At 70.2% G+C, this 25,459-nt stretch carries 20 protein-coding genes and 1 pseudogene; 14 read left to right on the forward strand and 7 right to left on the reverse strand.

Features of this window, described 5'->3' with window-relative positions:
* Positions 1-2: 2 nt before the first annotated feature.
* From G5T42_RS04860 to G5T42_RS04900, 9 genes and pseudogenes are all read left to right on the forward strand, one after another.
* Entirely contained in the window at positions 3-1,979 is a 1,977-nt protein-coding gene (locus G5T42_RS04860) for an APC family permease (RefSeq protein ID WP_241246045.1), read from the forward strand.
* 58 nt (positions 1,980-2,037) lie between these two features.
* Positions 2,038-3,327 (forward strand): SufS family cysteine desulfurase, encoded by a 1,290-nt coding sequence (locus G5T42_RS04865; protein ID WP_165126212.1) that lies wholly within the window; start codon positions 2,038-2,040, stop codon positions 3,325-3,327.
* Complete coding sequence (gene sufU / locus G5T42_RS04870) at positions 3,324-3,770, forward strand: Fe-S cluster assembly sulfur transfer protein SufU (protein WP_165126215.1); 447 nt, start codon at positions 3,324-3,326, stop codon at positions 3,768-3,770. Before G5T42_RS04865 ends, sufU begins: the two co-directional genes overlap by 4 nt.
* 220 nt (positions 3,771-3,990) lie before the next feature.
* Positions 3,991-4,080 carry a potassium-transporting ATPase subunit F gene (locus G5T42_RS04875; protein ID WP_165126218.1) on the forward strand — a complete coding sequence of 30 codons (90 nt, stop codon included), beginning with the start codon at positions 3,991-3,993 and terminating at the stop codon, positions 4,078-4,080.
* Positions 4,080-5,762: a potassium-transporting ATPase subunit KdpA gene (gene kdpA, locus G5T42_RS04880; protein ID WP_165126221.1), complete on the forward strand. Its 1,683-nt coding sequence runs from the start codon at positions 4,080-4,082 to the stop codon at positions 5,760-5,762. Before G5T42_RS04875 ends, kdpA begins: the two co-directional genes overlap by 1 nt.
* A 1-nt stretch (position 5,763) precedes the next feature.
* The gene (locus G5T42_RS04885; protein ID WP_165126224.1) at positions 5,764-8,049 is read left to right on the forward strand and encodes an HAD-IC family P-type ATPase; all 2,286 of its coding nucleotides are present in this window, start codon (positions 5,764-5,766) and stop codon (positions 8,047-8,049) included.
* Between the two features lie 22 nt (positions 8,050-8,071).
* Positions 8,072-8,677 (forward strand): potassium-transporting ATPase subunit KdpC, encoded by a 606-nt coding sequence (gene kdpC / locus G5T42_RS04890; protein WP_165126227.1) that lies wholly within the window; start codon positions 8,072-8,074, stop codon positions 8,675-8,677.
* 203 nt (positions 8,678-8,880) lie between these two features.
* Positions 8,881-11,404, forward strand: a pseudogene (locus G5T42_RS04895) (DUF4118 domain-containing protein).
* Positions 11,401-12,093: a response regulator gene (locus G5T42_RS04900; RefSeq protein WP_165126230.1), complete on the forward strand. Its 693-nt coding sequence runs from the start codon at positions 11,401-11,403 to the stop codon at positions 12,091-12,093. Before G5T42_RS04895 ends, G5T42_RS04900 begins: the two are co-directional and overlap by 4 nt.
* A gap of 124 nt (positions 12,094-12,217) precedes the next feature.
* Here G5T42_RS04900 and G5T42_RS04905 read toward each other — a convergent pair whose 3' ends face one another.
* The 3 genes from G5T42_RS04905 to G5T42_RS04915 all read right to left on the reverse strand — a co-directional run bounded on the left by G5T42_RS04905 (position 12,218) and on the right by G5T42_RS04915 (position 14,539).
* Positions 12,218-13,111 carry a TerC family protein gene (locus G5T42_RS04905; protein WP_165126233.1) on the reverse strand — a complete coding sequence of 298 codons (894 nt, stop codon included), beginning with the start codon at positions 13,109-13,111 and terminating at the stop codon, positions 12,218-12,220.
* Between the two features lie 62 nt (positions 13,112-13,173).
* Positions 13,174-14,157, reverse strand: a complete 984-nt coding sequence (locus G5T42_RS04910) for an SRPBCC family protein (protein ID WP_165126236.1) — start codon at positions 14,155-14,157, stop codon at positions 13,174-13,176.
* 1 nt (position 14,158) lies between these two features.
* Positions 14,159-14,539 (reverse strand): helix-turn-helix domain-containing protein, encoded by a 381-nt coding sequence (locus G5T42_RS04915; RefSeq protein ID WP_165126239.1) that lies wholly within the window; start codon positions 14,537-14,539, stop codon positions 14,159-14,161.
* A gap of 91 nt (positions 14,540-14,630) precedes the next feature.
* Here G5T42_RS04915 and purL point away from each other — a divergent pair, with 91 nt between their 5' ends.
* The 4 genes from purL (at position 14,631) to G5T42_RS04930 (ending at position 19,335) form a co-directional block, all read left to right on the forward strand.
* Positions 14,631-17,003: a phosphoribosylformylglycinamidine synthase subunit PurL gene (gene purL, locus G5T42_RS04920; protein WP_165126242.1), complete on the forward strand. Its 2,373-nt coding sequence runs from the start codon at positions 14,631-14,633 to the stop codon at positions 17,001-17,003.
* A 9-nt stretch (positions 17,004-17,012) separates the two neighbouring features.
* Positions 17,013-17,147, forward strand: coding sequence for a hypothetical protein (locus G5T42_RS17870; RefSeq protein ID WP_277601768.1), 135 nt, complete (start codon positions 17,013-17,015; stop codon positions 17,145-17,147).
* Between the two features lie 90 nt (positions 17,148-17,237).
* On the forward strand, positions 17,238-18,221 hold the full coding sequence (locus G5T42_RS04925; RefSeq protein WP_165126245.1) for a hypothetical protein: 984 nt from the start codon (positions 17,238-17,240) through the stop codon (positions 18,219-18,221).
* 52 nt (positions 18,222-18,273) lie between these two features.
* On the forward strand, positions 18,274-19,335 hold the full coding sequence (locus G5T42_RS04930) for a hypothetical protein (RefSeq protein ID WP_165126248.1): 1,062 nt from the start codon (positions 18,274-18,276) through the stop codon (positions 19,333-19,335).
* Positions 19,336-19,339: 4 nt separating this feature from the next.
* Here G5T42_RS04930 and G5T42_RS04935 read toward each other — a convergent pair whose 3' ends face one another.
* From G5T42_RS04935 to G5T42_RS04945, 3 genes are read right to left on the reverse strand one after another with little or no spacing between them, the layout of a single operon-like run.
* Positions 19,340-20,431 carry a 1-acyl-sn-glycerol-3-phosphate acyltransferase gene (locus G5T42_RS04935; protein ID WP_165126251.1) on the reverse strand — a complete coding sequence of 364 codons (1,092 nt, stop codon included), beginning with the start codon at positions 20,429-20,431 and terminating at the stop codon, positions 19,340-19,342.
* The gene (locus tag G5T42_RS04940; protein WP_165126254.1) at positions 20,428-21,363 is read right to left on the reverse strand and encodes a patatin-like phospholipase family protein; all 936 of its coding nucleotides are present in this window, start codon (positions 21,361-21,363) and stop codon (positions 20,428-20,430) included. Before G5T42_RS04940 ends, G5T42_RS04935 begins: the two co-directional genes overlap by 4 nt.
* Positions 21,364-21,367: 4 nt before the next feature.
* The gene (locus G5T42_RS04945) at positions 21,368-21,664 is read right to left on the reverse strand and encodes a chorismate mutase (protein ID WP_165126257.1); all 297 of its coding nucleotides are present in this window, start codon (positions 21,662-21,664) and stop codon (positions 21,368-21,370) included.
* A gap of 59 nt (positions 21,665-21,723) precedes the next feature.
* On the opposite strand from G5T42_RS04945, the gene G5T42_RS04950 reads away from it, so the two are divergent.
* A complete protein-coding gene (locus tag G5T42_RS04950) occupies positions 21,724-22,926 on the forward strand; it encodes an AI-2E family transporter (RefSeq protein ID WP_165126260.1) in 1,203 nt (400 codons plus the stop codon).
* Positions 22,927-22,951: 25 nt separating this feature from the next.
* Here G5T42_RS04950 and G5T42_RS04955 read toward each other — a convergent pair whose 3' ends face one another.
* Positions 22,952-25,387 carry a LuxR C-terminal-related transcriptional regulator gene (locus G5T42_RS04955; protein WP_165126263.1) on the reverse strand — a complete coding sequence of 812 codons (2,436 nt, stop codon included), beginning with the start codon at positions 25,385-25,387 and terminating at the stop codon, positions 22,952-22,954.
* Positions 25,388-25,459 lie beyond the last annotated feature (72 nt).

The following is a 25,459-nucleotide window of genomic DNA, read 5'->3' on the forward strand; positions in this document are numbered from 1 at the left end:
AGATGGCCCTGCCGATCTTCGCGTCGGACGCGCTGTCTTCGGTGGCCTATGCGCCGCAGGAGCTGCTGATGATCCTGCTGACCGGAGGACTCGCGTTCCTCGCGTTCAGCCCGTGGATCGCGCTGGCCGTCGTCGTGCTCCTGGTCGTCGTCGTCGTGAGCTACCGCCAGCTCATCAAGGCATACCCGTCCGGCGGCGGCGACTACGAGGTCGCGCGCAAGAACCTCGGCGAAGTGCCCGGCGTGGTCGTGGCGTCGGCCCTGCTCGTCGACTACGTCCTGACGGTCGCGGTGTCGGTCTCGTCGGGCGTCGACAACATCATCTCGGCGCTGCCGGTCCTCGCGAATCTCCGCGTCGAGCTGGCCGTCGCTTTCGTCATCCTCATCGTCATCGTGAATCTCCGCGGCGTCCGCGAGGCGTCGCTCGTCTTCGCGATCCCGACCTACGTGTTCATCGGGTCGGTAGGGGTCATGATCGCCGTCGGCCTGTTCGAGACCGTCACCGGGAATCCGCCCGTCGCCTCGAGCGCCGATTACGCCGTGCAGGCCGAAGACCTCACGCAGGCCGCCGTCATCCTGCTCGTGCTCCGCGCGTTCTCGAGCGGCTGTTCCGCCCTGACCGGTGTCGAGGCCGTCGCGAACGGCGTGCCGGCCTTCCGCAAGCCCAAGGTCCGCAACGCTCAGACGACGCTCGCCCTCATGGGGACGATCGCGATCCTCCTCTTCTCGGGCCTCACGGCGCTCGCGCTCATCTCGGGCGTCCACTACGCCGAGAACCCCTGCAGCCTCATCGGCTTCGACTGCGAGACCGCCGTCCAGCCGAGCCTCATGGCGCAGGTCGCGGCGGCGACGTTCGGAATGGGGTCGATCCCCTTCTACGTCATCCAGGCGGCGACGGCGCTCGTCCTGCTCCTCGCGGCCAATACCGCGTTCAACGGCTTCCCGCTGCTCGGCTCGGTGCTCGCCCGCGACGGCTACGCGCCCAAGGCGCTCAACACGCGCGGTGATCGGCTCGTCTTCTCGAACGGCATGATCATCCTGGGCATCGCGGCGATCGGCGTCATCGTGGTGTACCAGGCGAACCTCACGACGCTGATCCAGCTCTACATCATCGGCGTCTTCGTCTCGTTCTCGCTCGGCCAGATCGGCATGGTGAGGCACTGGAGACGGATGCTGCGCGAGACGACCCGCATCGAGGCGAGACGCGATCCGCGCGCCGCCGCCGAGCGCGCGAGTGCCACCAAGGGCCTCATCATCAACTCGTTCGGGGCCACGCTGACCGTCTTCGTTCTCGTCATCGTGACGATCACGAAGTTCACGCACGGCGCATACCTCGTCTTCCTCGCCATCCCGATCCTCGCGACGCTCATGATCGGCGTGAACCGCTACTACCGCGATGTCGAGCATGAGATCGAGATGACCGATGACGTCCACTTCGGCTCGTCCGGCGATGTGGCCCTCATCCTCGTCAACCGCCTGCAGAAGCCCGTCGCGAAGGCGATCGACTACGCGCTCGCGGCGCGGCACGACAAGACGCTCGCGATCCACGTCGCCGTGACGAAGGAGGAGGCGAAGTCGCTCCAGGAGGAATGGGAGCGGCATCGGATGCCCATCCCGCTCGTCATCATCGAGTCGCCGTTCCGCACCTACGCCGGGCCGATCGCGGAGTTCATCAAGCAGTACCGGGCGAAGAACGGCCCGACCGTCATGACGGTCTACCTCCCGCAGTACATCGTGGGGCACTGGTGGGAGTCGCTCCTGCACAACCGCCGCGCGAGCCGCATCGGGCAGCAGCTCATGCTCGTGCACGGCGTGACGATCACCCTCGTGCCGTGGCTGCTCGACTCCTCTGAGCTCATCTACGGCCGCCGCTCGCGGCCCGTCCCGGGTCAGGAGCGCGCCGGCCGGCCGTTCGAGCCGGAGCCCGAGAACGTGCCGATCGTCGAGCGGTCGAGCCTGGAGCGGCCCGACGGGTTGTGACCGATGCCGCGGCCCGGGACCCCGCCCGCGCGAGCGGCACCCCGCGTAGCCTGGAAGGGTGACAACGGCACCCCCTCGCCCCACGACGCTCGATCCCGAGGCGCTCCGCGGAGACTTCGCGATCCTCGAGACGCGCATCGGCGACAGCCCGCTCGTCTACCTCGACTCCGCCGCGACGAGCCAGAAACCCCGAGCCGTCATCGACGCCGAGGTCTCGTTCCTCACGAGTGCAAACTCCGCCGTCCACCGCGGTGCGCACACCCTCGCCGCCGAGGCGACCGAGCTCTTCGAAGACGCCCGGGCAGCCGTCGCAGGCTTCGTGCACGCGGCACCCGAGCAGCTCGTGTGGACGAGCGGTGCGACGGCCGGCATCAACCTCATCGCCTACGCGATCGGCAACGCGACCCTCGGCCGGGGCGGTGAGCCCGCGCGCCGTTTCGCGCTCGCACCGGGCGACGGACTGGTCGTGACCGAGGCCGAGCACCACGCCAACCTCATCCCCTGGCAGGAGCTCGCCGCCCGCACGGGCGCTGTCCTGCGCCACATCCCGGTCCGCGACGACGGGACGATCGACCTGGAGGCCGCAGCATCCGTCATCGGCGCACGCACTCGCGTCGTCGCGTTCCCGCACGTGTCGAACGTCCTCGGCATCGTGAACCCTGTCGCCGAGCTCGTGGCGCTGGCCCGAGCGGCCGGGGCGATCACGGTGCTCGACGCGTGCCAGTCGGCGCCGCACCTTCCCCTCGACCTCCCGGCGCTCGACGTCGACCTCGCGGTGTTCTCGGGCCACAAGATGCTCGGTCCGAACGCGATCGGCGGACTCTACGGCCGGGCCGACGTGCTCGAGGCGCTGCCGCCCTTCCTCACGGGCGGCTCGATGATCACGACGGTGACCCTCGACGGGGCGGAGTACCTTCCGCCTCCGCAGCGGTTCGAAGCGGGCACACAGCCCGTGTCGCAGGCCATCGGCCTCGCGGCCGCCGTGCGCTACCTCGACGCGGTCGGGATGGACGCCGTGCACGCGCACGAGACCGCGCTCGAGAGGCGCCTGCGAGACGGGCTCCGCTCGATCCCCGGCATCCGTCTGCTCGGCGATGCCGACGCCGAGCGCGTCGCCCTCGCCGCCTTCGACGTCGACGGCGTGCACGCTCACGACGTCGGGCAGTTCCTCGACGCACGCGGCATCGCCGTGCGCGTCGGGCACCACTGCGCCCAGCCGCTGCATCGCCGCTTCGGCCTGACCGCCTCGGTGCGGGCCTCGGCGGCGCTCTATACGACCGATGCCGAGATCGACGAGTTCCTCGACGCCGTCTCGGGCGTCCGCGGCTACTTCGGAGTCGGCCGATGAGCGGCCTCGACGCCCTGTACCAGGAGCTCATCCTCGACCACTCCAAGCGTCGCGTCGGATTCGGCCTGGCGGAGGAGGAGGGGTCGACAGCGACCTCCCACCAGCACAATCCGATCTGCGGTGACGACATCACGCTTCGCGTCCGCGTCGACGGCGACACCGTCCGGGACGTCACGTGGGAGGGCGCCGGCTGCGCGATCTCGCAGTCGTCGGCGTCGATGCTCGCCTCGCTCGTCGCGGAGGACGGAGGGATGCCCCGGGCCGAGGCATCCGCCCTCGTCGACGGATTCCGCGAAGCGCTGCGCTCGCGGGGCACCGTCGACCTCGACGAGGAGGTGTACTCGGATGCCGCGGCACTGAGCGGCGTCTCGAAGTACACCGCCCGCGTCAAGTGCGCGATGCTCGCGTGGGTCGCCTTCGAGGACGCCCTCGCCCGCGCCTGACCCGTTTCGCCTCGCTCCGCTCGCCCGACGACCGGAGGCCGGACTCGGCGCGGCGAAAACCGTGAGGGTCGGCCCCAGCGCCGTATGCGAACCGTGAGGACCGGCACCGCGGCATCCGTCGTCCGGTTGCATCGGATCCCGTGCTCGATGTTCTCTACGTCCTAGCGGTCGTCGCTCTCTTCGCGGTCGTCGCTCTTCTCGCGCGCGGGGTCGAGAAGTTGTGATCGTCTTCTCGCTTCTCGCCGCCGCGCTCGGTGTCGCCGCTGTCGTCTATCTCGTCTTCGCCCTCGTGAAGCCGGAGGACTTCTGATGGATGCCGCAACCCTGTGGAGCGGCATCCTCCAGATCGCGACGGTCGTCCTGATCCTCGTCCTGCTCTACCGACCTCTCGGAGACTGGATCGCCCGCGTCTACACAAGCGCGAAGGACTGGCGCGTCGAGCGCGGCGTCTATCGTCTCGTCGGCGTCGACCCTGCTTCGGAGCAGACCTGGCAGGCCTATGTGCGCGGTGTCCTCGCCTTTTCGCTGGTCGGCGTGCTGCTTGTCTACGGGCTCCAGCGCCTTCAGGCGGTACTGCCGTACTCGCTCGGGCTCCCCCCTGTGCCCGAGGGCCTCTCGTTCAACACGGCGATCTCGTTCGTCACCAACACGAACTGGCAGTCCTACTCGCCCGAGCTGACGATGGGGTACACCGTTCAGCTCGCGGGCCTCGCCGTGCAGAACTTCGTCTCGGCGGCCGTCGGCATCGCCGTCGCGATCGCCCTCGTACGCGGCTTCGCGCGCCGCGGATCCACGACGATCGGCAACTTCTGGGTCGACCTGGTGCGCGGGATCACGAGGCTTCTGCTCCCCCTCGCGATCATCGCGGCGATCGCGCTGCTCGCCGCCGGCGTCGTCCAGAACTTCCACGGCTTCACCGATGTCGGGACCCTCTCGGGCGGCACGCAGGTGCTGCCCGGCGGCCCCGTCGCGAGCCAGGAGGCCATCAAGGAGCTCGGGACGAACGGCGGCGGGTTCTTCAACGCGAACTCGGCGCACCCGTTCGAGAATCCGACGCCGTGGACCAGCCTCCTGCAGATCCTGCTCATCCTCGCGATCCCGTTCGCGATGCCTCGCGCATTCGGCCGGATGGTCGGCGATGACCGCCAGGGCTACGCCATCGTCGCCGTCATGGCCTCGCTCGCGGTCGTGTCGATCGCCGCCGTCAGCTGGCTCGAGTCCCTCGGGCTCGGGACGGCGCCGCAGCTCGCGGGAGCCGCCATGGAGGGCAAGGAGCAGCGGTTCGGCATCCTCGGTTCGGCGTTCTTCGCCGGCGCGACGACCCTCACATCGACGGGCGCCGTCAACTCGATGCACGACTCGTACACCGCCCTCGGAGGCATGGTGCCGATGGTCGACATGATGCTCGGCGAAGTCGCGCCCGGCGGTGTCGGCTCCGGCCTCTACGGAATGCTCGTCCTCGCCGTCATCGCGGTCTTCGTCGGAGGGCTGCTCGTCGGCCGCACCCCGGAGTACCTCGGCAAGAAGATCGGCCCGCGTGAGATCAAGCTCGCAAGCCTCTACATCCTCGTGACGCCGATCCTCGTGCTCACAGGCAGCGCGCTGAGCTTCGCCATCCCGCTCGTGCGGCAAGAGGTTGAGAACGTCTCGATCTCGAACCCGGGCGTGCACGGTCTGAGCGAAGTGCTCTACGCATTCACCTCAGCGGCCAACAACAACGGCTCGGCATTCGCGGGGCTGACAGCCGACACGCCATGGCTCAACACAGCGCTCGGCGTCGCGATGCTCTTTGGACGTTTCGTACCCATCGTGCTCGTGCTCGCGCTCGCCGGCTCCCTCGCCGCCCAGGAGCGCATCCCGTCGACGACCGGAACGCTGCCCACCTACCGTCCGCAGTTCGTCGGCCTCCTCGCCGTCGTCGCGGTCGTCATCACGGCACTCACCTACTTCCCTGTTCTCACGCTGGGTCCGCTGGCGGAAGGGCTCGTCTGAAATGGCCTCGATTCTCACCACCTCGTCGGCTCCTGAACCCTCTGAAGGGCCGATCGGCGGTTCGATCACCCCGAAGCCGCCGCGCGGTCGCGCCTTCACCTGGGCGCAGCTCGTCAACGCGCTTCCGGCCGCACTTCGCAAGCTCCACCCCGCCGCGCTGTGGCGCAACCCGGTCATGTTCCTCGTCTGGGTCGGAGCCGCCTTCACGACAGTGCTCGCGATCGCCGAGCCCCTCCTCGGCTCGGAGGTGTCCGGCGGCACCCCGGTTCCGTTCGGCTTCACGTGGAGCATCGCGATCTGGCTCTGGCTCACCGTCCTCTTCGCGAACCTCGCCGAGGCCGTCGCGGAGGGTCGCGGCAAGGCTCAGGCGGCGACGCTCCGAAAGACCCGCACCTCGACGATGGCCCATCGCGTCACCGCCTACGACGAGACGACGGATGCCACGGCCCGCGGCGCCGAGCTCGTGCAGGTGGCCTCGTCCGAACTCACCCTCGGGGACGTCGTCGTCGTGACGGCCGGCGAGCTCATCCCGGGCGACGGCGACATCGTCTCCGGCATCGCGACCGTGGACGAGTCGGCGATCACGGGCGAGTCCGCGCCCGTGATCCGGGAGTCGGGCGGCGACCGGAGCGCCGTGACCGGCGGAACACGCGTGCTGTCGGACCGGATCGTCGTGCGCATCACGTCGAAGCCCGGCGAGACGTTCGTCGACCGCATGATCGCGCTCGTCGAGGGTGCGAGCCGGCAGAAGACGCCGAACGAGATCGCGCTCGGGATCCTTCTCGCGAGCCTGTCGATCGTCTTCGTCGTCGTCGTGCTGACGCTCAACCCCATCGCGTCCTATGCGGCGTCGCCGGTGAGCATCGCGGTGCTCGTCGCACTCCTCGTGTGCCTCATCCCCACGACGATCGGGGCGCTCCTCTCGGCGATCGGCATCGCCGGGATGGACCGGCTCGTGCAGCGGAACGTGCTCGCGATGTCGGGCCGTGCCGTGGAGGCAGCGGGCGACGTCACGACGCTGCTCCTCGACAAGACCGGAACGATCACGTACGGCAATCGTCGTGCGACGGACTTCATCCTGCTCGCCGCGCTCCCTGAGCCCGTCGAAGGGTCGAACGCCGGCGAACTCGCCCACGCCGCCGCTCTCTCATCCCTCGCCGACCCCACACCCGAGGGCACGTCGGTCGTCGAGCTGGCCGCGGTGCGCGGCATCCATGTCTCCCTCCCGACGGATGCCGTCATCGTTCCCTTCACGGCGCAGACGCGGATGAGCGGGGTCGACCTCGCCGACGGCACGCAGGTGCGCAAGGGCGCCGGGTCTGCCGTCACCGCGTGGCTCGAGGTATCCGGATCGCCTCTCTCGTCAGAGGTGCGCGACCGGCTCAGGAGCGTGACCGACGATATCGCCGCATCGGGCGGGACGCCGCTCGTCGTAGCGGTTCTCGACCCCTCGACGAGCTCGGGGACCGCGGGGGGCTTCGGGACCGCTGGGCGCTTCGGGACCGCTGGGGGCTCAGGGACCGCGGGGGCCTCCGGGACGGGAGCAGGGCGTGTCCTCGGCGTGATCCACCTCAAGGACGTCGTGAAGGACGGCTTGCGCGATCGCTTCGCGGAGCTCCGCTCGATGGGCATCCGCACCGTCATGATCACGGGCGACAACCCGCTCACGGCCCGCGCGATCGCCAAGGAGGCGGGCGTCGACGACTATCTCGCCGAGGCGACGCCCGAGGACAAGCTGGCCCTCATCAAGCGCGAGCAGCAGGGAGGCAACCTCGTCGCGATGACGGGCGACGGCACCAACGACGCGCCCGCGCTCGCACAGGCCGACGTCGGCGTTGCCATGAACACCGGCACGGCGGCGGCCAAGGAGGCCGGCAACATGGTCGACCTCGACAGCGACCCGACGAAGCTGATCGACATCGTGCGGATCGGCAAGCAGCTGCTCATCACGCGCGGCGCGCTGACGACGTTCTCGCTCGCGAACGACATCGCGAAGTACTTCGCCATCATCCCGGCGATGTTCATGGGGGTGTTCCCCGGCCTCGCGGCGCTCAACGTCATGCAGCTCAGCTCGCCGGCGTCCGCGGTGACCAGCGCGATCATCTTCAACGCGATCATCATCGTGCTGCTCATCCCGCTCGCCCTCCGGGGCGTCGCCTATCGTCCGGCGAGCGCGTCGTCGATCCTCAGCCGCAACCTCCTCGTCTACGGACTCGGCGGGATCATCGCGCCGTTCATCGGCATCAAGCTCATCGACATCGTCGTGAGCCTCGTCCCCGGATTCTGACCCGGCTCTCGTAAGGAAACCCATGTCCACGCGAACCACCCTCCGCACGACGGGCGTCGCTGTCCGCGCCATGCTCGTTTTCACGGTCGTGCTCGGCCTCGGCTACACGCTGCTCATCACCGGCGTCGGACAGCTGGTCCTGCCGTGGCAGGCGAACGGCTCCCTGGTCGACAACGCCCGGGGTGAGACCGTCGGCAGCGCGCTCATCGGGCAGTCATGGACCGATGCCGATGGCTCACCGCTGCGGCAGTATTTCCAGTCCCGTCCCTCCGCCGCGGGTGACGGGTACGACGGCGCGGCGTCGAGCGGTTCGAACTACGGCTCCGAGAACGACCACCTCGTGAACGCGATCGAGGAGCGGCAGGCCTCCATCTCAGCCCTGGACGGCGTCGACGTCGCCGATATCCCGGCCGACGCCGTCACGGCCTCCGCGTCCGGCCTCGACCCGCACATCAGCCCGGCATACGCGCTGCTCCAAGTGTCGCGGGTCGCCTCCGCCCGCGGGCTCGCGGAGGACGAGGTGCGCGCCCTCGTCGAGGCGCACATCCAGCAGCGCGACCTCGGATACCTGGGCGAGCCCCGCGTCAACGTCCTCGAGCTCAACCTGGCACTCGATGCGCACCGCTGAGCCGACGGCGCCGCTCCGTCCACCCTCGCTCACCCGCGGCATCCGGCGGGTCCCGTGCCCACCCAGCCGCCAACCTCCGCGGGCGAGCAGCCCACCGCCCCGCTCGGCCGCGGCATCCGGCGGGTCGCCCCACAGCGCACCGACACAATGCCGCGGGTGAGTGACACCATCGATACGAGCAGGTCGGGAAGGAGGCTCCGCCGATGAAACGAGGACGGCTGCGGGTGCTCCTGGGCGCCGCGCCCGGCGTGGGCAAGACGTACGAGATGCTCGAAGAGGGACGGCGGCTGCGTGCCGACGGACGGGATGTCGTGATCGGCCTCGTCGAGACGCACGGGCGCTCCGCGACGGCCTCGCTGACGGAGGGGTTGCCGATCGTTCCCCGTCGCACCGTGCGCCACCGCGACGTCGAGCTGAGCGAGCTCGATGTCGAGGCGGTCAAGGAGCGGCATCCGGATATCGCCCTCGTCGACGAGCTCGCGCACACCAACGCGCCCGGCTCGCGCCACGAGAAGCGCTGGCAGGACGTCCAAGAGCTGCTCGACGACGGAATCGACGTCATCACGACCGTCAACGTGCAGCACATCGAGTCGCTGGGCGACGTCGTCGAGCAGATCACGGGCGTCGCACAGCGCGAGACGGTTCCGGATGCCGTGGTCCGAGGTGCCGATCAGGTCGAGGTCGTCGACCTCGCCCCCCAGTCGCTGCGCGACCGACTCTCGGCCGGGCTCGTCTACCCCGCGGAGCGGATCGACGCCGCCCTGTCGAACTACTTCCGCCTGGGCAACCTCACGGCTCTCCGCGAACTCGCGCTCCTGTGGCTCGCCGATGAGGTCGACAGCGCGCTCAAGCTCTACCGCGCCGAGCACGGCATCGAGGGCACGTGGCAGGCGCGCGAGCGCGTCGTCGTCGCACTGACGGGCGGGTCGGAGGGCGAGACGCTGATCCGCCGCGGCGCCCGCATCGCCGCGCGATCGGCGGGGGGAGAGCTGCTCGCCGTTCACGTGTCCAGCCAGGACGGTCTGCGCGCCGCGACACCCGGCGCGCTCGCGCAGCAGCGGGCTCTGGTCGAGTCTCTCGGCGGCACCTATCACCAGGTGGTCGGCGACGACGTCCCGCGCGCGCTCGTCGACTTCGCCCGCTCGGTCAACGCGACACAGCTCGTCATCGGCGCGAGCCGACGCGGGCGCCTCGCGACGCTCCTCACCGGCGCCGGCATCGGCGCGACCGTCGTTCGGGAATCCGGCGACATCGACGTGCACATCGTGACGCATGCCGCTGCCGCGCGCGGCGTGCACCTCCCGCGCGTGACCGGCGGCGCGCTGAGCGTCAAGCGCCGCAGCCTCGGCTTCGCCCTCGCGCTCGTCGGCGGACCGCTGCTGTCGTGGCTGCTCTACGCCACCTCGAGCAACGACTCCATCACGGCCGATGTGCTGGCCTACCAGCTGCTCGTCGTGGTCGTGGCGCTCGTCGGCGGCATCTGGCCGGCCCTGTTCGCCGCGGTCCTGTCGGGATTGACGCTCGACTTCCTCTTCATCGCACCGCTCTTCACCGTCACGATCGCCGACCCGGACCATGCGCTGTCGCTCGTGCTCTACGTCGTCATCGCGATCCTCGTCAGCTGGGTCGTCGACCAGGCCGCACGCCGCACGCGGGTGGCGCAGCGAGCGGCCGCCGAGTCGGAGCTCCTCGCCACCGTCGCCGGCAGCGTCCTGCGCGGCGAGAGCGCGATCCCCGCCCTGGTGAGCCGTACGCGGGAGGCGTTCGGCATGACCGGCGTGCGGCTCGTAGCGGCAGACGGCCGAGTGCTCGCCACCGACGGCGAACCCGTACCCGACGAGCGCATGACGCGGCTCCCCGTGGGCGACCCCGCGGAGCCGAGTGCGTTCCTCGAACTGCACGGAGGGGGAGATGGATGCCTCGGCCCGCCGGCTCCTCGACGTCACCATCGCGCAGCTCGGCGCGGCGCTCGAGCACTCCGCGCTGACCGAGACGGCCCGCGAGGTCGGCCTCCTCGCCGAGACCGACCAGGTGCGCTCGGCGCTCCTGTCGGCCGTGAGCCACGATCTCCGTCGGCCCCTCGCCGCCGCCGTCGCGGCGATCGGCGGCCTGCGCGCCGCGGGACCGAGCCTCAGTGCAGAAGACCGGCAAGAGCTCCTGGCGACGGCTGACGAGAGCCTCGCGACCCTCTCGGCGCTCGTCACCGATCTGCTCGATGTGAGCCGCGTGCAGGCCGGGGTGCTCGCCGTGTCGGTCTCGGCCGTCGACTCGGCGGGCACGATCCTCGCCGCCGTCGACGAGCTCGGCCTCGGGCCGGACGCCGTCGAGCTCTCACTCGACCCGGACCTGCCCGCGCTGCGCGCCGATCCTGTGCTGCTGCAGCGCGTCGTCGTCAACGTCCTCGCCAACGCCGTGCGGTACACCGCGCCGGGTACGCGGGTGCGGGTCGCGACGAGCCGCCTGGGCTCGCGCGCCCAGATCCGCGTCGTCGACCACGGCGCGGGGGTCGCACCAGAACGGCAGGACGACATCTTCTCTCCCTTCCAACGCCTCGGCGACACCGACAACACGACCGGCCTGGGGCTCGGCCTCGCTCTCTCGCGCGGGTTCGCCGAGGGGATGGGCGGCACGCTGACGCCGGAGGACACCCCGGGCGGCGGACTGACGATGGTCGTCGAGCTGCCCGTTGCCGAGGCATCCGTCCCCGTTCGAGAGGCCGCGCAGTGAAGATCCTCATCGCCGACGACGACCCGCAGCTCGTCCGGGCTCTGCGCATCACGCTCGGTGCGCACGGCTACGAGGTCGTCGCGGCGCCCGACGGGGCCGCCGCGATCGCCCTCGCGGCCCAGGCGCATCCAGACATCGTGCTGCTGGACCTCGGGATGCCGCGCCTCGACGGGGTCGCCGTCATCCAGGGCCTGCGCGGCTGGACGAGCGTGCCGATCATCGTGGTCTCGGGCCGCACGGGCTCCGCCGACAAGGTCGAGGCGCTGGATGCCGGAGCCGACGACTACGTCACGAAGCCGTTCCAGATCGACGAGCTCCTCGCGCGCCTGCGTGCCCTGTCCCGTCGTGCCGGTGCGGCGGGCGGCGAGCCCGTCGTGTCGTTCGCCGACGTCACGATCGACCTCGCGGCCAAGACCGTCACCCGCGCCGGCTCGCGCGTGCACCTCACGCCGACCGAGTGGCGGATGCTCGAGTTCCTCGCCCGCAACGCCGGCTCGCTCGTGACCCGGCAGACGCTGCTCAAGGACATCTGGGGCACCGACCAGGTCGCCGACACCGGGTACCTTCGGCTCTACATGTCGCAGCTGCGCAAGAAGCTCGAGCCCGACCCCGCGCGCCCGGCCCACCTGCTGACCGAGTCCGGCATGGGCTACCGCCTCGTCCTCACCCACGCTCCGGCCCCGGCCTGACCTCCGGGCGGCCCCGGCGCCGGGCATCCGTTCCCGCACCCGGTCGACAGGTGGTCGACCTGTCGATGAGAGCGGCGACTCGTGGCGCCGAGCGCGCCGGGACGGGTCGGTCGAAGGCGACGCGTCAGCCCAGGCCGCCGCGCTCGAGGGTCGAGCCGTCGCCCTGGACGGGCTTGCGCGAGAGGCCGACCGCGCCCGCGCCCGGCTCGGCGGACAGGGCCGCGGTGACCGCGACGGACTCGTCGACGTCGGGGTACTGCGGGCGCAGCTGCACGGGCGTGCGCGTGCGCTGCTCGCGCTTGGCCTTGCGCGCGGAGTAGGTGAGGTTGAGGGCCTCGACGAAGATTGCAAACACCATCGGCCCGTAGATGAAGGCCTTGTCGATCTTTAAGTGGAAGCCCTCGGCGATCAGGAAGACGCCGATCAGCAGCAGGAACGACAGTGCGAGCATCTTGACCGTCGGATGCTTGTTCACGAACGCGAAGATGAAGCGCGACGCGAAGAGCATGATGCCGAACGAGAGCACGACGACCGTGATGATCACGATCATGTTCGACGTCATGCCCACCGCCGTGATGACGGAGTCGAGCGAGAACACGATGTCGAGGAGGAGGATCTGCGCGATCACCGCGCCGAAGGTGACGCTTCTGCCGCCTGAGGCTCCGTGCTCCTCCGCGGCCCCCTCGAGCTTGTGGTGGATCTCGGTGACGGCCTTGTAGACGAGGAAGAGACCGCCCGCGATGAGGATGAAGTCCTTCCACGAGAAGTCGATGCCCCACAGAGTGACGACGGGCTCGGTCAGGGTGATGATCCACCCCGCCGCGAACACGAGCAGCACCCGGATGAGCATCGCGAGCGTGAGGCCGAGGTTGCGCGCCCGGGCCTGCTGCTCCTTGGGCAGCTTCGAGGCGAGGATCGAGATGAAGATGACGTTGTCGACGCCCAGGACGATCTCGAGGACGAAGAGAGTGAAGAAGACGGCGATCAGGTCGGGCGTGAGCTCGAGCGAGAAGTCCATGCGGTCAGCCTAAGGGGAGGGGATGCCTCGACCCCGAGGCATCCCCTCCCCTCCGCGGTGCGTCAGCCGACGCGCTCGAGAACCCCCTCGAGGCGGCCGTAGCTCGCCTCCATGCCCTCGGTCATGCCGGTCGCGAGCACCATGTCGCGCGTCTGGCGGTCGGGATACTCGATGACGAGCGTGATGAGCGTCGCGCCGTCCTCCTCCTCGAGGCTCAGGTCGTTGAGCGTCGAGGGGTAGTCGGTGCCGGTCATGTGCTCCGTCGTGACGGCGCGGCGCGGCGCCTCGGACAGGAGCGTCTCGCCGTCGAACCCGAACGCCTCGCCGGGCCCACCGTCGACCGGCTCCCACGCGTAGCGGTACCGGCCGCCGACCGAGGGGTCGATCTCGCACACCGACATGCGCCAGCCGTCCGGGCCGAGCAGCCATTGCTTCATGAGCTCCGGCTCCTGGTGCGCGCGCCACACCAGGTCGCGCGGACCTTCGACGAGCCGCGTGATCCGCACGTGCGTGTCGTCGAGGATCTCGGTCTGCGTCCCCTTGCCGGCGGCGTAGGCGCGCAGGCCCTCGAGCACGCGGTCGAGCTGGTTCATCGCCAGCGTCGAGCCTTCGACGGCGCCCATCTCGACGACCTTCTCCAGGGCCTCTGCCGAGTCGAAGTGCGTCGTGTTGACCAGCCGCGATCCGGTGGCGGTCGGCGCGAACGTGAACACCATGCGCGAGGTGGGCATGTCGGCCACGACCTCGCCGTCCTCATTCGCGAACGAGTCGAGTGCGGTGAACGTGCGAGGCCCGTCGATCTCGAGGAACTCCCACACCCCGTCGAACTGCTCGCCCTTCGGGCCCGTCATGTGATACCTCGCGCGGCCTCCGGCGGAGAGGTCGAACTCGGTGAAGGTGGCGGGGTAGCCGGGAGGGCCCCAGAACCGCTCGAGCTGACGCGGCTCGGTGAAGGCCTCCCAGAGCCGCTCGACCGGAGCGGCGAACTCGGCCGTGAGCGTCATGGTGAGGGCTTCGGCATCGGTGGTGACGTCGGTGACGGGCATGTCACTCTCCTTCATTCGAGGTGTTGTTCGAGGTGTTCTCTGGGGATTCGTCTTCGGCCAGCAGGGCGTCGAGGCGATCGACGCGGGCGCGCCACATGGTCTCGAAGCGGTCGAGCAGCTGGCGGGCGCGGGCGATCACGGCCGGGTCCGCCCGCACGAGCCGCTCGCGACCCTCGGCGCGCTTGACGATGAGACCGGCCGCTTCGAGCACCGCGACGTGCTTCTGCACCGCGGCGAACGACATGTCGTAGTCGCGCGCGAGCATCGACACCGACTGCTCGCGCTCGATCGTGCGGCGAAGGATGTCGCGGCGCGTCGCCGCGGCGAGCGCGTGGAAGATCCGGTCGATCTCATCGTCTTCGAGCTCCATATGTACAACCATTTGGTTGTACGTTAGCGCCGCCGATCGGCGGGGTCAAGACCCCAAGTAGGATGGATGCCGTCCGGCACCCTCGATCCAGGAGTTCAGCCGCGTGACCACCCCCGCTTCTTCGGCATCGGCCGAGGCATCCGTCCGTCCTGTCGCCGACACCGTCTCGAACGCCGAGGCGACGCCCGAGAAGGAGCAGCCGTACGGCGCTCTGGGGCTGAAGGACGACGAGTACCAGCAGATCAAGAGCATCCTCGGCCGCCGTCCCACGTCGGGCGAGCTGGCGATGTACTCGGTCATGTGGTCGGAGCACTGCTCCTACAAGTCGTCGAAGATCTACCTCCGCAAGTTCGGCGAGAAGGTCTCGGACGAGATGAAGACCCGGCTCATGGTCGGCATGGGCCAGAACGCCGGCGTCGTCGACATCGGCGAGGGCTGGGCCGTCACCTTCAAGGTCGAGAGCCACAACCACCCGAGCTACATCGAGCCGTTCCAGGGCGCCGCGACCGGCGTCGGCGGAATCGTGCGCGACATCATCTCGATGGGTGCCCGCCCCGTCGCCGTCATGGACCAGCTGCGCTTCGGCGCGATCGACGACCCCGACACTGCGCGCGTCGTCCACGGCGTCGTCAGCGGCATCTCGTTCTACGGCAACTGTCTCGGCCTGCCCAACATCGGCGGCGAGACCGTCTTCGACTCGGTCTACCAGGGCAACCCTCTCGTCAACGCGCTCGCCGTCGGCGTCCTTCGCCACGAAGACCTCAAGCTCGCCAACGCGTCGGGCGCTGGCAACCAGGTCGTGCTCTTCGGAGCCCGCACCGGCGGCGACGGCATCGGCGGGGCATCCATCCTCGCGTCCGACACGTTCTCGGAGGGCGGTCCGACCAAGCGGCCGGCCGTGCAGGTCGGCGACCCCTTCGCCGAGAAGGTGCTCATCGAGTGCTGCCTCGAGCTCTACAAGGGCGAGCTCGTCGAGGCGATCCAGGATCTCGGCGCCGCCGGCATCTCGTGCGCGACGAGCGAGCTCGCGGCCAACGGCGGCTCGGGCATGCGCGTCGACCTCGAGAAGGTGCTGCTGCGCGACCCGTCGCTCACGCCCGAGGAGATCCTCATGAGCGAGAGCCAGGAGCGCATGATGGCGATCGTGGCGCCCGAGAAGCTCGACGCCTTCCTCGCCGTGACGAAGAAGTGGGATGTCGAGACCTCCGTGCTCGGCGAGGTCACGGGCGACGGACGCCTGCAGATCTTCTGGCACGGCGAGCAGATCGTCGACGTCGACCCCTCGACGGTCGCTGTGGACGGCCCCGTGTACGAGCGGCCCGTCGCCTATCCGGCGTGGATCGACGCCCTCCGCGACGACTCCGCATCCGCCCTGCCCCGGTCGAACGACCCCGAGACACTCCGCTCGCAGTTCGCGCAGCTCGTGGCGAGCCCGAACCTCGCCGACACCGACTGGGTCACGAACCAGTACGACCGCTACGTCATGGGCAACACCGCCCTGTCGTTCCCGGACGACGCCGGCATGGTGCGCGTCGACGAGCACTCCGGCCTCGGCTTCGCGATCGCCACCGACTGCAACGGCCGCTTCTGCCAGCTCGACCCCTACCAGGGGGCCAAGCTCGCCCTCGCCGAGGCGTACCGCAACGTCGCCGTCACCGGCGCCATCCCGACCGCCGTCACCGACTGCCTCAACTTCGGCTCGCCCGAGAACCCCGAGGTCATGTGGCAGTTCTCGCAGGCGGTCGACGGCCTCGCCGACGGATGCCTCGAGCTCGGCATCCCCGTCACGGGCGGCAACGTCAGCTTCTACAACCAGACCGGCGACGTGCCGATCTTCCCGACTCCGGTCGTGGGCGTGCTCGGCATCATCGACGACGTCGCCCGTCGCATCCCCTCGGGGTGGCAGGACGAAGGGGAGAACATCTACCTCCTCGGCGTCACCGCCACCGAGCTCAGCGGATCGGCGTGGGCCGGCACGGTGCACGGCCACCTCGGCGGACGGCCGCCCGCGGTCGACCTCGGTCACGAGAAGCGGCTCGCAGAGCTGCTGCACGCGGCATCCCTGCAGTCCCTCGTCTCGAGCGCGCACGACCTCTCCTCCGGCGGTCTGGCGCAGGCCCTCGCCGAGGGCGTCATGCGCTTCGGTGTCGGCGCACGCGTGTGGCTCACCGAGATCATGGAGCGCGACGGGGTGGATGCCGCGACCGCCCTCTTCTCGGAGTCGACCGGCCGTGTCATCGTCAGCGTGCCGCGCGAGGACGACGTGAAGTTCCGCGGGCTCTGCGAAGGACGCGGCTACCCGGTGCTCCGCATCGGCGTGACCGACGCGCCCGCCGCCGAGGGCGCGGTCCTCGAGGTGCAGGGCCTCTTCACGCTGCCGCTCGCCGAGCTGCGCGACCTGTCGAGTGCGACGCTTCCGGCGTTCTTCGGGCCGACGGTCGCCGAGCCTGCCGGCACGCGCGGGTCCCACGCCTAAACTGAACGCATGTCCCACGACGACGAGTACGCCGACTTCAACGGCGCGCGACAGCGCCGCGTCAAGGTGACGGCGTGGATCGTCATCGTGAGTCTCATCATCGTCGGCGGCGGCGCGACGGTCCTCGCTCTGCTCTTCGGCTGAGCGCGAACCCCCCGCGGAGGCGATGCCTCCCGCCCAAGGGATTCGGCTGATCCCCAGCCGTCGGGGCCGTGCCCGGGCTAGCATGGCGGCGTGGATCCGCTGTGGGCGATGATCGCCGAGCTGTGGTGGATCGTGCCGGTCACGACCGGGGCGGGGGTGATTGCGATGCTCGGAATGCGCCATCAGCGCACCATCGACGCGCGTCGGCTGGAGTACGACGCCGCGCGACTCGAACTGCACGACGCTCGCGCGCACGCGTGGTCGACACGCGGCGCGCTGAAGCTCGCCCGCGCAGAACTCGAGCACGTGCAGGCGGAGCGGGCCGCGGCGCGAGCCTCAGGCTCGGACGTCGCAGCCGCGCGTCGGCGCCTCGCCGTCGCGCAGCGAGAAGTGCGGGCGGCCGCGACCGAAGTTCGGATGCGGCGGGTGCGCGTCAGCGCCGCCCGCGCGGGGCTCGCCGCGACGACCGACCCCGAGCACCGGCCTCTCGCCCGCGTGATGGCGGCGCACGACGACATCACGCAGCGCTGGCTCGCGTACGAGACCGACCCCGCCCGCCGGATCGTGTTCCCTGGCATGAGCGACGGCCGTGTGCCTGCGACCGCCGCCTACCTGACGGCCCGCGCTGAGGCGCAGCGCCTCCGGCCGCCGTCATCGCAGACGCGGATGACCCCGGTGCAGTACGTCGCCTACCGCAATGCCGTCGACGAGCTCGCGCGCACCTTCGAGGCCGCCGAGCGCCTGGCGTGGCAGGAGGCGCGAGCCGCCGGGATGGTCGCGCCCGAGCCTCGGCCGGAACCGGCCGTCGTCTGGGCGGCGGCCGCCCAGCAGTTCATCGACCGCTCGAGCGCAGCGATCGCGTGGGCGAGCGACAACGCCCCGTCGATCGTGGCGATGGCGCAGCGCCTCAACGACATGACTGCCCCGCGAACGGCCAAGGCGCCTTCGGCTGCCTCCTCGCAGAGGACGGATGCCCCGCCCCCGCCGCAGCGCACCCCACCGCCACCGGCGCGAGACTCCCGTCAGCCGGTCTGGCCGGTGCCCGCTCGGGGTTCCCAGCGCTCCGCTTCCTGACCGTCGTCTGACTCTCCGGACGCGGACGCCGCTGCGCCGTTAGCATGACAGGGTGGAGCCGATCTTCCAGTTCATCGGCGGCTTCTGGTGGCTGATCTTCCCGCTTTTCGGCGTGTTGGCCTCTCTCGGAAGCGCCTGGGAACGTGGTGCGCGCCGCCGGCATCGGCGGCGGCTCGAAGTGCTGCACGCGAAGGCCGAGCTGAAGGCCGCGCAGGCGGCGGCTCGCGGCCGCATCGCCTACCCCGTCACCGGCTCGGTGGCGCAGCAGCTGCCCGACGCGCAACCGGCGCCCACCGCGCACGGCCACGCGTCGGCGGCGGCGAGCCAGCTCGAGCGCCTGTTCGCCGCTCATGACGCCGTGACCGCCCGTTGGCTCGAGTACGAGCTGGACGTCTCGAAGCTCATCGCCTTCCCGGCGATGAGCGACGGACGGCAGCCCCTCACGGCGGCGTTCCTCCGCGCCAAGAAGGTCGCCGACGGGCTACGCCCCCCGACCGCGAAGACGCGGCTGACCAAGGCCCAGTTCACGGAGTACCGGGACGCCGTCACCGACTACGAGGTGGCGTTCGACGTCGCTGAGCGCGACGCGCGGCGCATCAAGGACTCCGGTTTCACCGACGTCGAGCGCAAGCGGCTCGACACCGCGAAGCAGCTCCTCACCGTCGCGATCGACCAGGCGGCGACGCCGGCAGAGCGGCAACTCGCCTACAAGCGCGTCCGCGAAGAGCTCGACGGGCTCATCTCGCTCTCAGACGAGGCCATCGTCGTGCTCGAGAAGCAGGTCGGCCACGAGCTGACGGCCGGCCCCTCGGCCGCATCGTCCTCCGCTCGGACGACGGATGCCGCGTCCCCGCCCGCCGAGCCGGTCCCGGTTCGCTCGCCCGCCGTGGGGTCGGCCGGCGCAGGCTCCGCCGCCGGCGCGGCTCCCGCCACACCTCCGGCTCCCCAGCCCACCGCGGCTCCCGGGGCTGGCGGAGCCGAGGCATCCGGAGCTCCTCAGCCCATGCGCGCTCCGGCACCCGGCGCATCGCGCCCCGGTCAGACATGGCCCGTGCCGTCGCGCACGACCGACACCGCGCCGGGGCGGATCGTCCGCCCCAAGCCCCGTCCCTGACGGGTCACGCGAGAGGCGGGGGTCCGGCCTTCTCGTCGATAGGTGTCTGCGCGGCGATCCAGCCGTCGATGCGCTCGAACCACGCGAAGAGCCACTCGGCCTGGGCGTCGCGCTCCGCCGGGATCTCGGCCCGGGGCACGCGCCAGGCGCGCATCGTGATGCGCTTGTCCATCGGCAGATCGCGCCAGATGTCCGCCATCGTCACGAGGCGGTCAAGACCCGTGTGTGCGATGAACACGACGTCGGCGTCGACGGATGCCTCGAGCGCCGCGTACATGCCGCCCGGCTGGGGAGGCATGACGTGGGTCATGGCCTCGGCGCGGTCGGCGAGAGCTGTGCGCCCGGCGTCGCGGAGCCGGTCGATGCGGCTGCGCCGGCGGGTCGACGTCATGTTGCCACCCTCCGGGAAGATCACGAAGGCGTCGTCCGGCCCGAGGTCCGTCGCGAGGTCGCGGAGACTCTCTTCTACACTGTGCCCGCCGCCGTGCGTCTTCCCTCCGAAGCCTGACGGGACGATGAACCGGGTGGGGATGCGGTTGAGGAGCACGTCGATCGCGGGGTCCCACTGCATCGTGTACTTGAGCACGATGCGCGGACGCCGGTCGACCTCGTTGAGCAGCGTGTGGATGAGGATGAACGAGTCGCCCGGCCCCGCATGCCTGCTCGCCACGACGAGCGGAGTGCCGGGGGCGAAGAGCGCATCGAAGGCGGCGGTCGCGGCATCCGTCTCTTCCGCATCGCTGCCGGACGTGACGATCGCGAGCCGCAGCACCGACCCGAACACGTCGAAGAGGATCTCGAGCCCGCGGGCGCCGATGCGGTAGTGCGCTGCGCGAAAGGCGGGGGTGTCGAGCTTCCAGCCGAACCCGGACGCGATCCAGAGGGCGAACATCACAACGAGGAGCGCCGAGTCCCACAGCAGGTACACCGTCACGAGCCAGAGCACGCGCGGCAGCCGGAAGCGGCCGGGGACGAGCGACGTCAGGCCGATCGCGCCGAGCAGCCAGAGCGGGATCGTGACGACGAGCAGCAGCGCCACGACGATGACGAGAGGGGCGAGGATCACGCGGCGCACCCACTTGGGAGGCAGCCTCATTCGGGCGCCCTTCCGTCGACGGATGCCTCGGCTCCGCCGCCCTGCGCTTCCCCCGCCTCGTCGGCTCCGCGTGGCTGGGCGCTGCCGTCCGCGCCGAGCGGAGGCATCCCGCGTGCGAAGAGAAAGTCCCTCGTCGCCTCGTACGCGCGCTCGATCCGCTGCTCGAGGGTGTCGAGACGGCGGTACGCACGCAGCGAGTCGTCGCCCTCGATGGGTCCGCCACTCGGCAGCACGAAGAGGTCGACGCCCTCGGGAAGCGTTGCGAGGTCTCGCGCGAAGCGGTGACGGCGCGCGATCTCGAAGGCGACCCGCGCCGTGTCGACCGCCGAACGCGGCACGACGAGCGGCGTCTCGACGCGGCCGACCTGCAGCACGAAGATCGTCCGCGCACCGGCCGCTACGGCCTGCTCGATCGGGATCGAGTTGACGATCCCGCCGTCCATGTAGTGCTCGCCGTCGATCGCCGTGGGTGGGAGCAGGCCCGGGACGGATGCCGAGGCGAGGATCGCGTCGATGAGCGGGCCCGAGTCGAAGACGTGCTCGGCGGCCCGCTCGATGCTCGCCGCGACCACCTGCAGCGGGACCGCGAGGTCTTCGAACCGCGTCGAGGCGCCGAGGCTGTGCTCGAGGAGCACGCGGAGCGGAAGCGGGGAGTTGAGGTGCGTCTTGGTCTTCACGAGCCGGCCCAGCTGGCTCATGAGCGAGTCGCCGTAGACGGCGCTCGCCTCGGGCGACGTCCACGCGTGCAGGAGCGTGTCGATGACGCCCAGCGTCGGATCCTTCGCCACGAGTGCGCCGTTGATCGCGCCGATCGACGTCCCGACAACGAGGTCCGGGTGCACGCCCGACTCGAAGAGCCCGCGGATCATCCCGATCTCCACCGCGCCCCGCACGCCTCCCCCACCCAGGACGAAGGCGATCGGACCTTCCATCGGGTCAGCGGCCGTCGGCGGCCGCGGTGTGGTGCCGGATGACCTCGGCGACGACGAAGTTGAACCACTTCTCGGCGAACTCGGGATCGAGTTCGGCCTCGTGCGAGAGCGAGCGGAGGCGCGCGATCTGCTGCTCCTCGCGGGCCGGATCGGAAGCCGGCATCCCGTGCTCGGCCTTGAGCTCGCCGACCTGCTTGGTGCAGCGGAAGCGCTCGGCCAGCATGAAGACGAGCGCCGCGTCGATGTTGTCGATGCTTCCTCGCAGACGCTGGAGAGTCAGCGTCGGGTCCTCGCCTGTCATGGGTGGTTCCTCCTCGTTCCTCGACCCTATCGCGAGGGGGTAAGGCCTAGAGTGTGGCCATGACCGAAGCCATCGAGGGTGCCCGCCCACTCTCCGCCGACCCGGCGGCCGGCACGGACGCCGCTCCGGCGGCCGGCACGGACGCCGCCGATGCGAGCGTGAACGAGCTCATTCCCGCCGTCATCGTCGACAGGCCGCAGCGCGAGGTGTGGACGAACGTCGGCCACCCGTTCGCGACCGGGCTCGTCCTCACGATCGGCGCACTTGCGGCCATCGCGCTGGGAGTCGCCTTCGTCAACCTCTCGACGATCGTGATCTACATCGTGATGGCCCTGTTCGTCGCCCTCGCGCTCGACCCTGTCGTCAAGCGGCTCGAGCGCCGCAACGTGTCGCGTCCGTGGGGCATCGTCATCGTCTACGGCACGTTCGGGATCCTTCTCGTGCTGGTGCTCTGGTTCCTCATCCCGGCGTTGTTCTCGCAGGGTCAGGAGCTGATCAAGAACATCCCGTCGCTCGTCGCGGAGTTCCAGAAGTCGGACTTCTACAAGTGGCTGCAGGACACGTTCGGCAGCCAGGCCGGGACGATGCTGAAGCAGGTTCAGGCGTTCTTCACCAATCCGTCGAACCTCGCGGCGATCGGCGGCGGGATCGTCAAGGTCGGCGTCAACATCGGCCTCGCGATCTCGGGGCTGCTCATCATCCTCGTGCTGAGCCTGTACTTCCTCGCGGGGCTGCCGGCGATGAAGGTCGCGTTCGCTCAGCTCACCCCGGCACACAGCCGCCCGACGGTCACGAGCCTCACCAACCAGATCACGGACTCCATCGGCGGCTACCTCACCGGCATGGTGATACTCGCGTTCTTCAACTCGGTCGTCGGCCTCATCCTGCACCTCGTGCTCGGTCTGCCGTTCCCGTTCCTCATGGCCGTGGCCGCGTTCTGCATCACGCTGATCCCGCTCATCGGGTCGGTCTGCTACTGGGTGTTCGCGACCGTCGTCGCCCTCTTCTCGGATCCGGTCGCCGCGCTGATCTTCGCGATCGTCTACCTGATCTACATTCAGGTCGAGGCATATGTCCTCACCCCGCGGGTCATGAACAAGACGGTGTCGGTGCCGGGAGCCCTCGTCGTGATCGGCGCTCTCGTCGGCGGCACGCTCCTGGGCCTCCTTGGCGCCCTTGTCGCGATCCCGGTCACGGCTTCGATCCTGCTCATCATCAAGCAGATCTTCATCCCGCGTCAGGACCGCAAGGTCAAGACCTGATCGGGCGATGGATGCCTCGCGCCGCTCAGGTGTAGCGGCGCAGCGCCTCCCGGCGCGACGTCACACCGAGCTTGCGGTAGATCGAGCGCTGGTGGGTCTTGACGGTGTTGACCGAGACACCGAGGCGCTCGGCGATCTCGACGGTCGTGAGCGTCGTCCGCAGCTGCTCGAAGACATCACGCTCGCGCTCCGACAGCAAGGCGAGCGCCGAGCTCGCCGAGGTCGGACGCAGGCAGGAGAGGAGGAACTCCTCGTGGTTCGTGCCCCACGCGACATGTGCGCCGAGCAGCTCCCGCATGTCGGGGTCGTCCTCGCAGAAGGGGAACCGGATGAGCTCGGCCTCGGCGACATCGAGGGCGTGCTCGCACAGCTCGTGGGCGGCTTCGAGCTGCCCGTTCGCCCAGTGTGCGAGCGCGTTGGTCGCATAGGTCGCGACGCGGACATACGAGACCCCGCCGAATCCCTTGAGGTTGCGCAGCACCTGGAGGGCCTCGGAGTACAAGCCCGCCCGGCGGAGGATCCCGGCCGCGTGCACGGCCACCACGGGCATCGGCAGGCTCTCGCCCAGACCGCGCACCAGCTCGAGGGCCCGCTCCCGGTGGCCGATCGCGTCTTCCAGGATCGCCACGGCGAGCTGGCGGAACTTCGCCCACTCGACCCCCTGCACCTCGGCGCGGGGCAGGAACTGCAGCTCGAGGGCCGCTCGTCGGCACTGCCTCGGGTCGCCGGTGGCTGCGGCCGTGGCGGCGAGATAGATGCGGGCGAGGTCGGCGAAAGTGCTCCGGGTCCGGCCGAACACGAGCACGCGGCGAAGCTCGAGCTCCGCGCCCTCGAGATCGTGCGCCCAATATGCCAGGAGTCCCGCAGCGACGGCGCCGCTGCCTCCGACGTAGGCGACCCATGACGTGGCATCGCTTTCGTCGTCGTCGAGCGTCGTCAGCACCGCCCGCGCGGCGGTGTTGCGGCCTCCCCAGACGAGGGCGTAGATGAGCACCTCCTGCGCACGGCGGATGAGCGCTCGGTCGCCGATCGCGCCGGCCTCGCGCACCGCCGCCTCGAGCGTCTCGATCACCCGATCAGTGCTCACGCGGAAGCGCAGCTCGGTCCAGCCGACCACGAAGGTCAGCGCCGCGTGCTCCTTCGCCGTCTGCGTGCCCACGGTGAGCATGCGCGCCCGGACGGCGGTGAGCGCCGGACCGATCTGCTCCCTCGCGTCGACGAAGAACAGCCGCGCGATCTCGAGCGTGCGCTGTTCCGTCTCGTCGTCGCCGGCGGCAGCCTCCGCGACATCGAAGAGCTCGCGAGCCCCCCGATGCTCGCCGATCGCGTCGCGCGCGCACGCGCGCACCAGCTGGATCGCGGGGCAGTCCACGCGCTCCGGAGGAAGAGCCAGGCACGCCCGGTCGAGGTCCGCCGCACCATTGAGGACGGTGAGCGCCACCCACGAGTCGAGGATGACCCTCTCGGCTCCGGCCGCATCCCCCAGCGCCAGCAGGTGCGTGACAGCTTCGAGGGGTCGCGTCAGCGCGAGGAGTTCGCCGGCCCGGGCACGCAGCGCGGCCAGCCGCTGGGGGGCCTCCTCGGCGAGCAGCTCGCGGCAATGGCGCGCGAAGAGCGAGTGCCAGCGGTACAGGGGCCCGTCGGGGCCTTCCGTGCGATCGAGGAAGAGCCCCAGGCGACGGCACCGCTCCAGCGTCCGTCCGCCATCGGGCCGCTCCGTGAGTTCGGCGGCCAGCTCGGGGGTGAGCTCGTCGCAGACGGATGCCTCGATCACGAACTTCGCGAGATCCGGATCGAGCCCCGACAGTACGACATCACGAACGTACTCATGCATGAGCCCCGTCGCGCGGGAGGCCGCCGAACCGCGGGGCGTCCGACGGGAGAGGAGTGCGAGGCGGACGGCGATGGGCCAGCCGCCCGTGTCGGCGTGGATTGCGGCCGCGTCGGCAGCGCTCTCCATCGCGAGCGCGAGCGCCTCGACCTCGGCGGAGTCGAAGGCGAGCGCCTCGGCACCGACGACCGCCTCCGGATGGCTCAGGATGAAGCGGGGTATCAGCAGCTCGAGCGAGGGCGTCCCCACCAGGACGATCCGCAGCGCGGCGGGCGTGTGCTCGATGAGCCCCGCGAGCAGCCCGGATTCCAGGCTCTTGCCGGCGCGATGCGCATCGTCCACGACGAGGACGAACGGCTCGAGCATGCCGGCCAGGGCGGCCTCGAGCCGGTGGTGCAAATCCGGAGTGCCGTCGACCGGAACGAGGCCGAAAGGATCGGCGACGGCCACCTGCTCACGCGGCACGACCGACTCGATGGCCGCGACGATCGCATCGTCGACGGAGTGCTCCTCGGTCGGACCGAGGGCGAGCCACGCCACCAGATGCGGAGTGCGCTCGGCCCAGCTGCTGACGACGGTCGTCTTGCCGAAGCCACTGGGCGCTGTCACGACCGTGACGGGGGAAGTCATCCACCGTCTCGTCGAGAAGCTGGAGCAGGGCGGGACGGGGAAGCGTGACCGGCTGACGTGTGGGCGGCTGAT

Source organism: Microbacterium sp. 4R-513 (assembly GCF_011046485.1).
GTDB lineage: Bacteria > Actinomycetota > Actinomycetes > Actinomycetales > Microbacteriaceae > Microbacterium.

Excerpts from the sequence above, each read along its gene's own strand:
- G5T42_RS04860 (WP_241246045.1), top strand. The coding sequence starts at position 3 with ATGGCCCTGCCGATCTTCGCGTCGGACGCGCTGTCTTCGGTGGCCTAT.
- sufU (WP_165126215.1), top strand. The coding sequence starts at position 3,324 with ATGAGCGGCCTCGACGCCCTGTACCAGGAGCTCATCCTCGACCACTCC.
- kdpA (WP_165126221.1), top strand. The coding sequence starts at position 4,080 with ATGGATGCCGCAACCCTGTGGAGCGGCATCCTCCAGATCGCGACGGTC.
- G5T42_RS04885 (WP_165126224.1), top strand. The coding sequence starts at position 5,764 with ATGGCCTCGATTCTCACCACCTCGTCGGCTCCTGAACCCTCTGAAGGG.
- kdpC (WP_165126227.1), top strand. The coding sequence starts at position 8,072 with ATGTCCACGCGAACCACCCTCCGCACGACGGGCGTCGCTGTCCGCGCC.
- G5T42_RS04905 (WP_165126233.1), bottom strand. The coding sequence starts at position 13,111 with ATGGACTTCTCGCTCGAGCTCACGCCCGACCTGATCGCCGTCTTCTTC.
- G5T42_RS04910 (WP_165126236.1), bottom strand. The coding sequence starts at position 14,157 with ATGCCCGTCACCGACGTCACCACCGATGCCGAAGCCCTCACCATGACG.
- G5T42_RS04915 (WP_165126239.1), bottom strand. The coding sequence starts at position 14,539 with ATGGTTGTACATATGGAGCTCGAAGACGATGAGATCGACCGGATCTTC.
- G5T42_RS17870 (WP_277601768.1), top strand. The coding sequence starts at position 17,013 with ATGTCCCACGACGACGAGTACGCCGACTTCAACGGCGCGCGACAGCGC.
- G5T42_RS04935 (WP_165126251.1), bottom strand. The coding sequence starts at position 20,431 with ATGAGGCTGCCTCCCAAGTGGGTGCGCCGCGTGATCCTCGCCCCTCTC.
- G5T42_RS04940 (WP_165126254.1), bottom strand. The coding sequence starts at position 21,363 with ATGGAAGGTCCGATCGCCTTCGTCCTGGGTGGGGGAGGCGTGCGGGGC.
- G5T42_RS04945 (WP_165126257.1), bottom strand. The coding sequence starts at position 21,664 with ATGACAGGCGAGGACCCGACGCTGACTCTCCAGCGTCTGCGAGGAAGC.
- G5T42_RS04950 (WP_165126260.1), top strand. The coding sequence starts at position 21,724 with ATGACCGAAGCCATCGAGGGTGCCCGCCCACTCTCCGCCGACCCGGCG.
- G5T42_RS04955 (WP_165126263.1), bottom strand. The coding sequence starts at position 25,387 with ATGACTTCCCCCGTCACGGTCGTGACAGCGCCCAGTGGCTTCGGCAAG.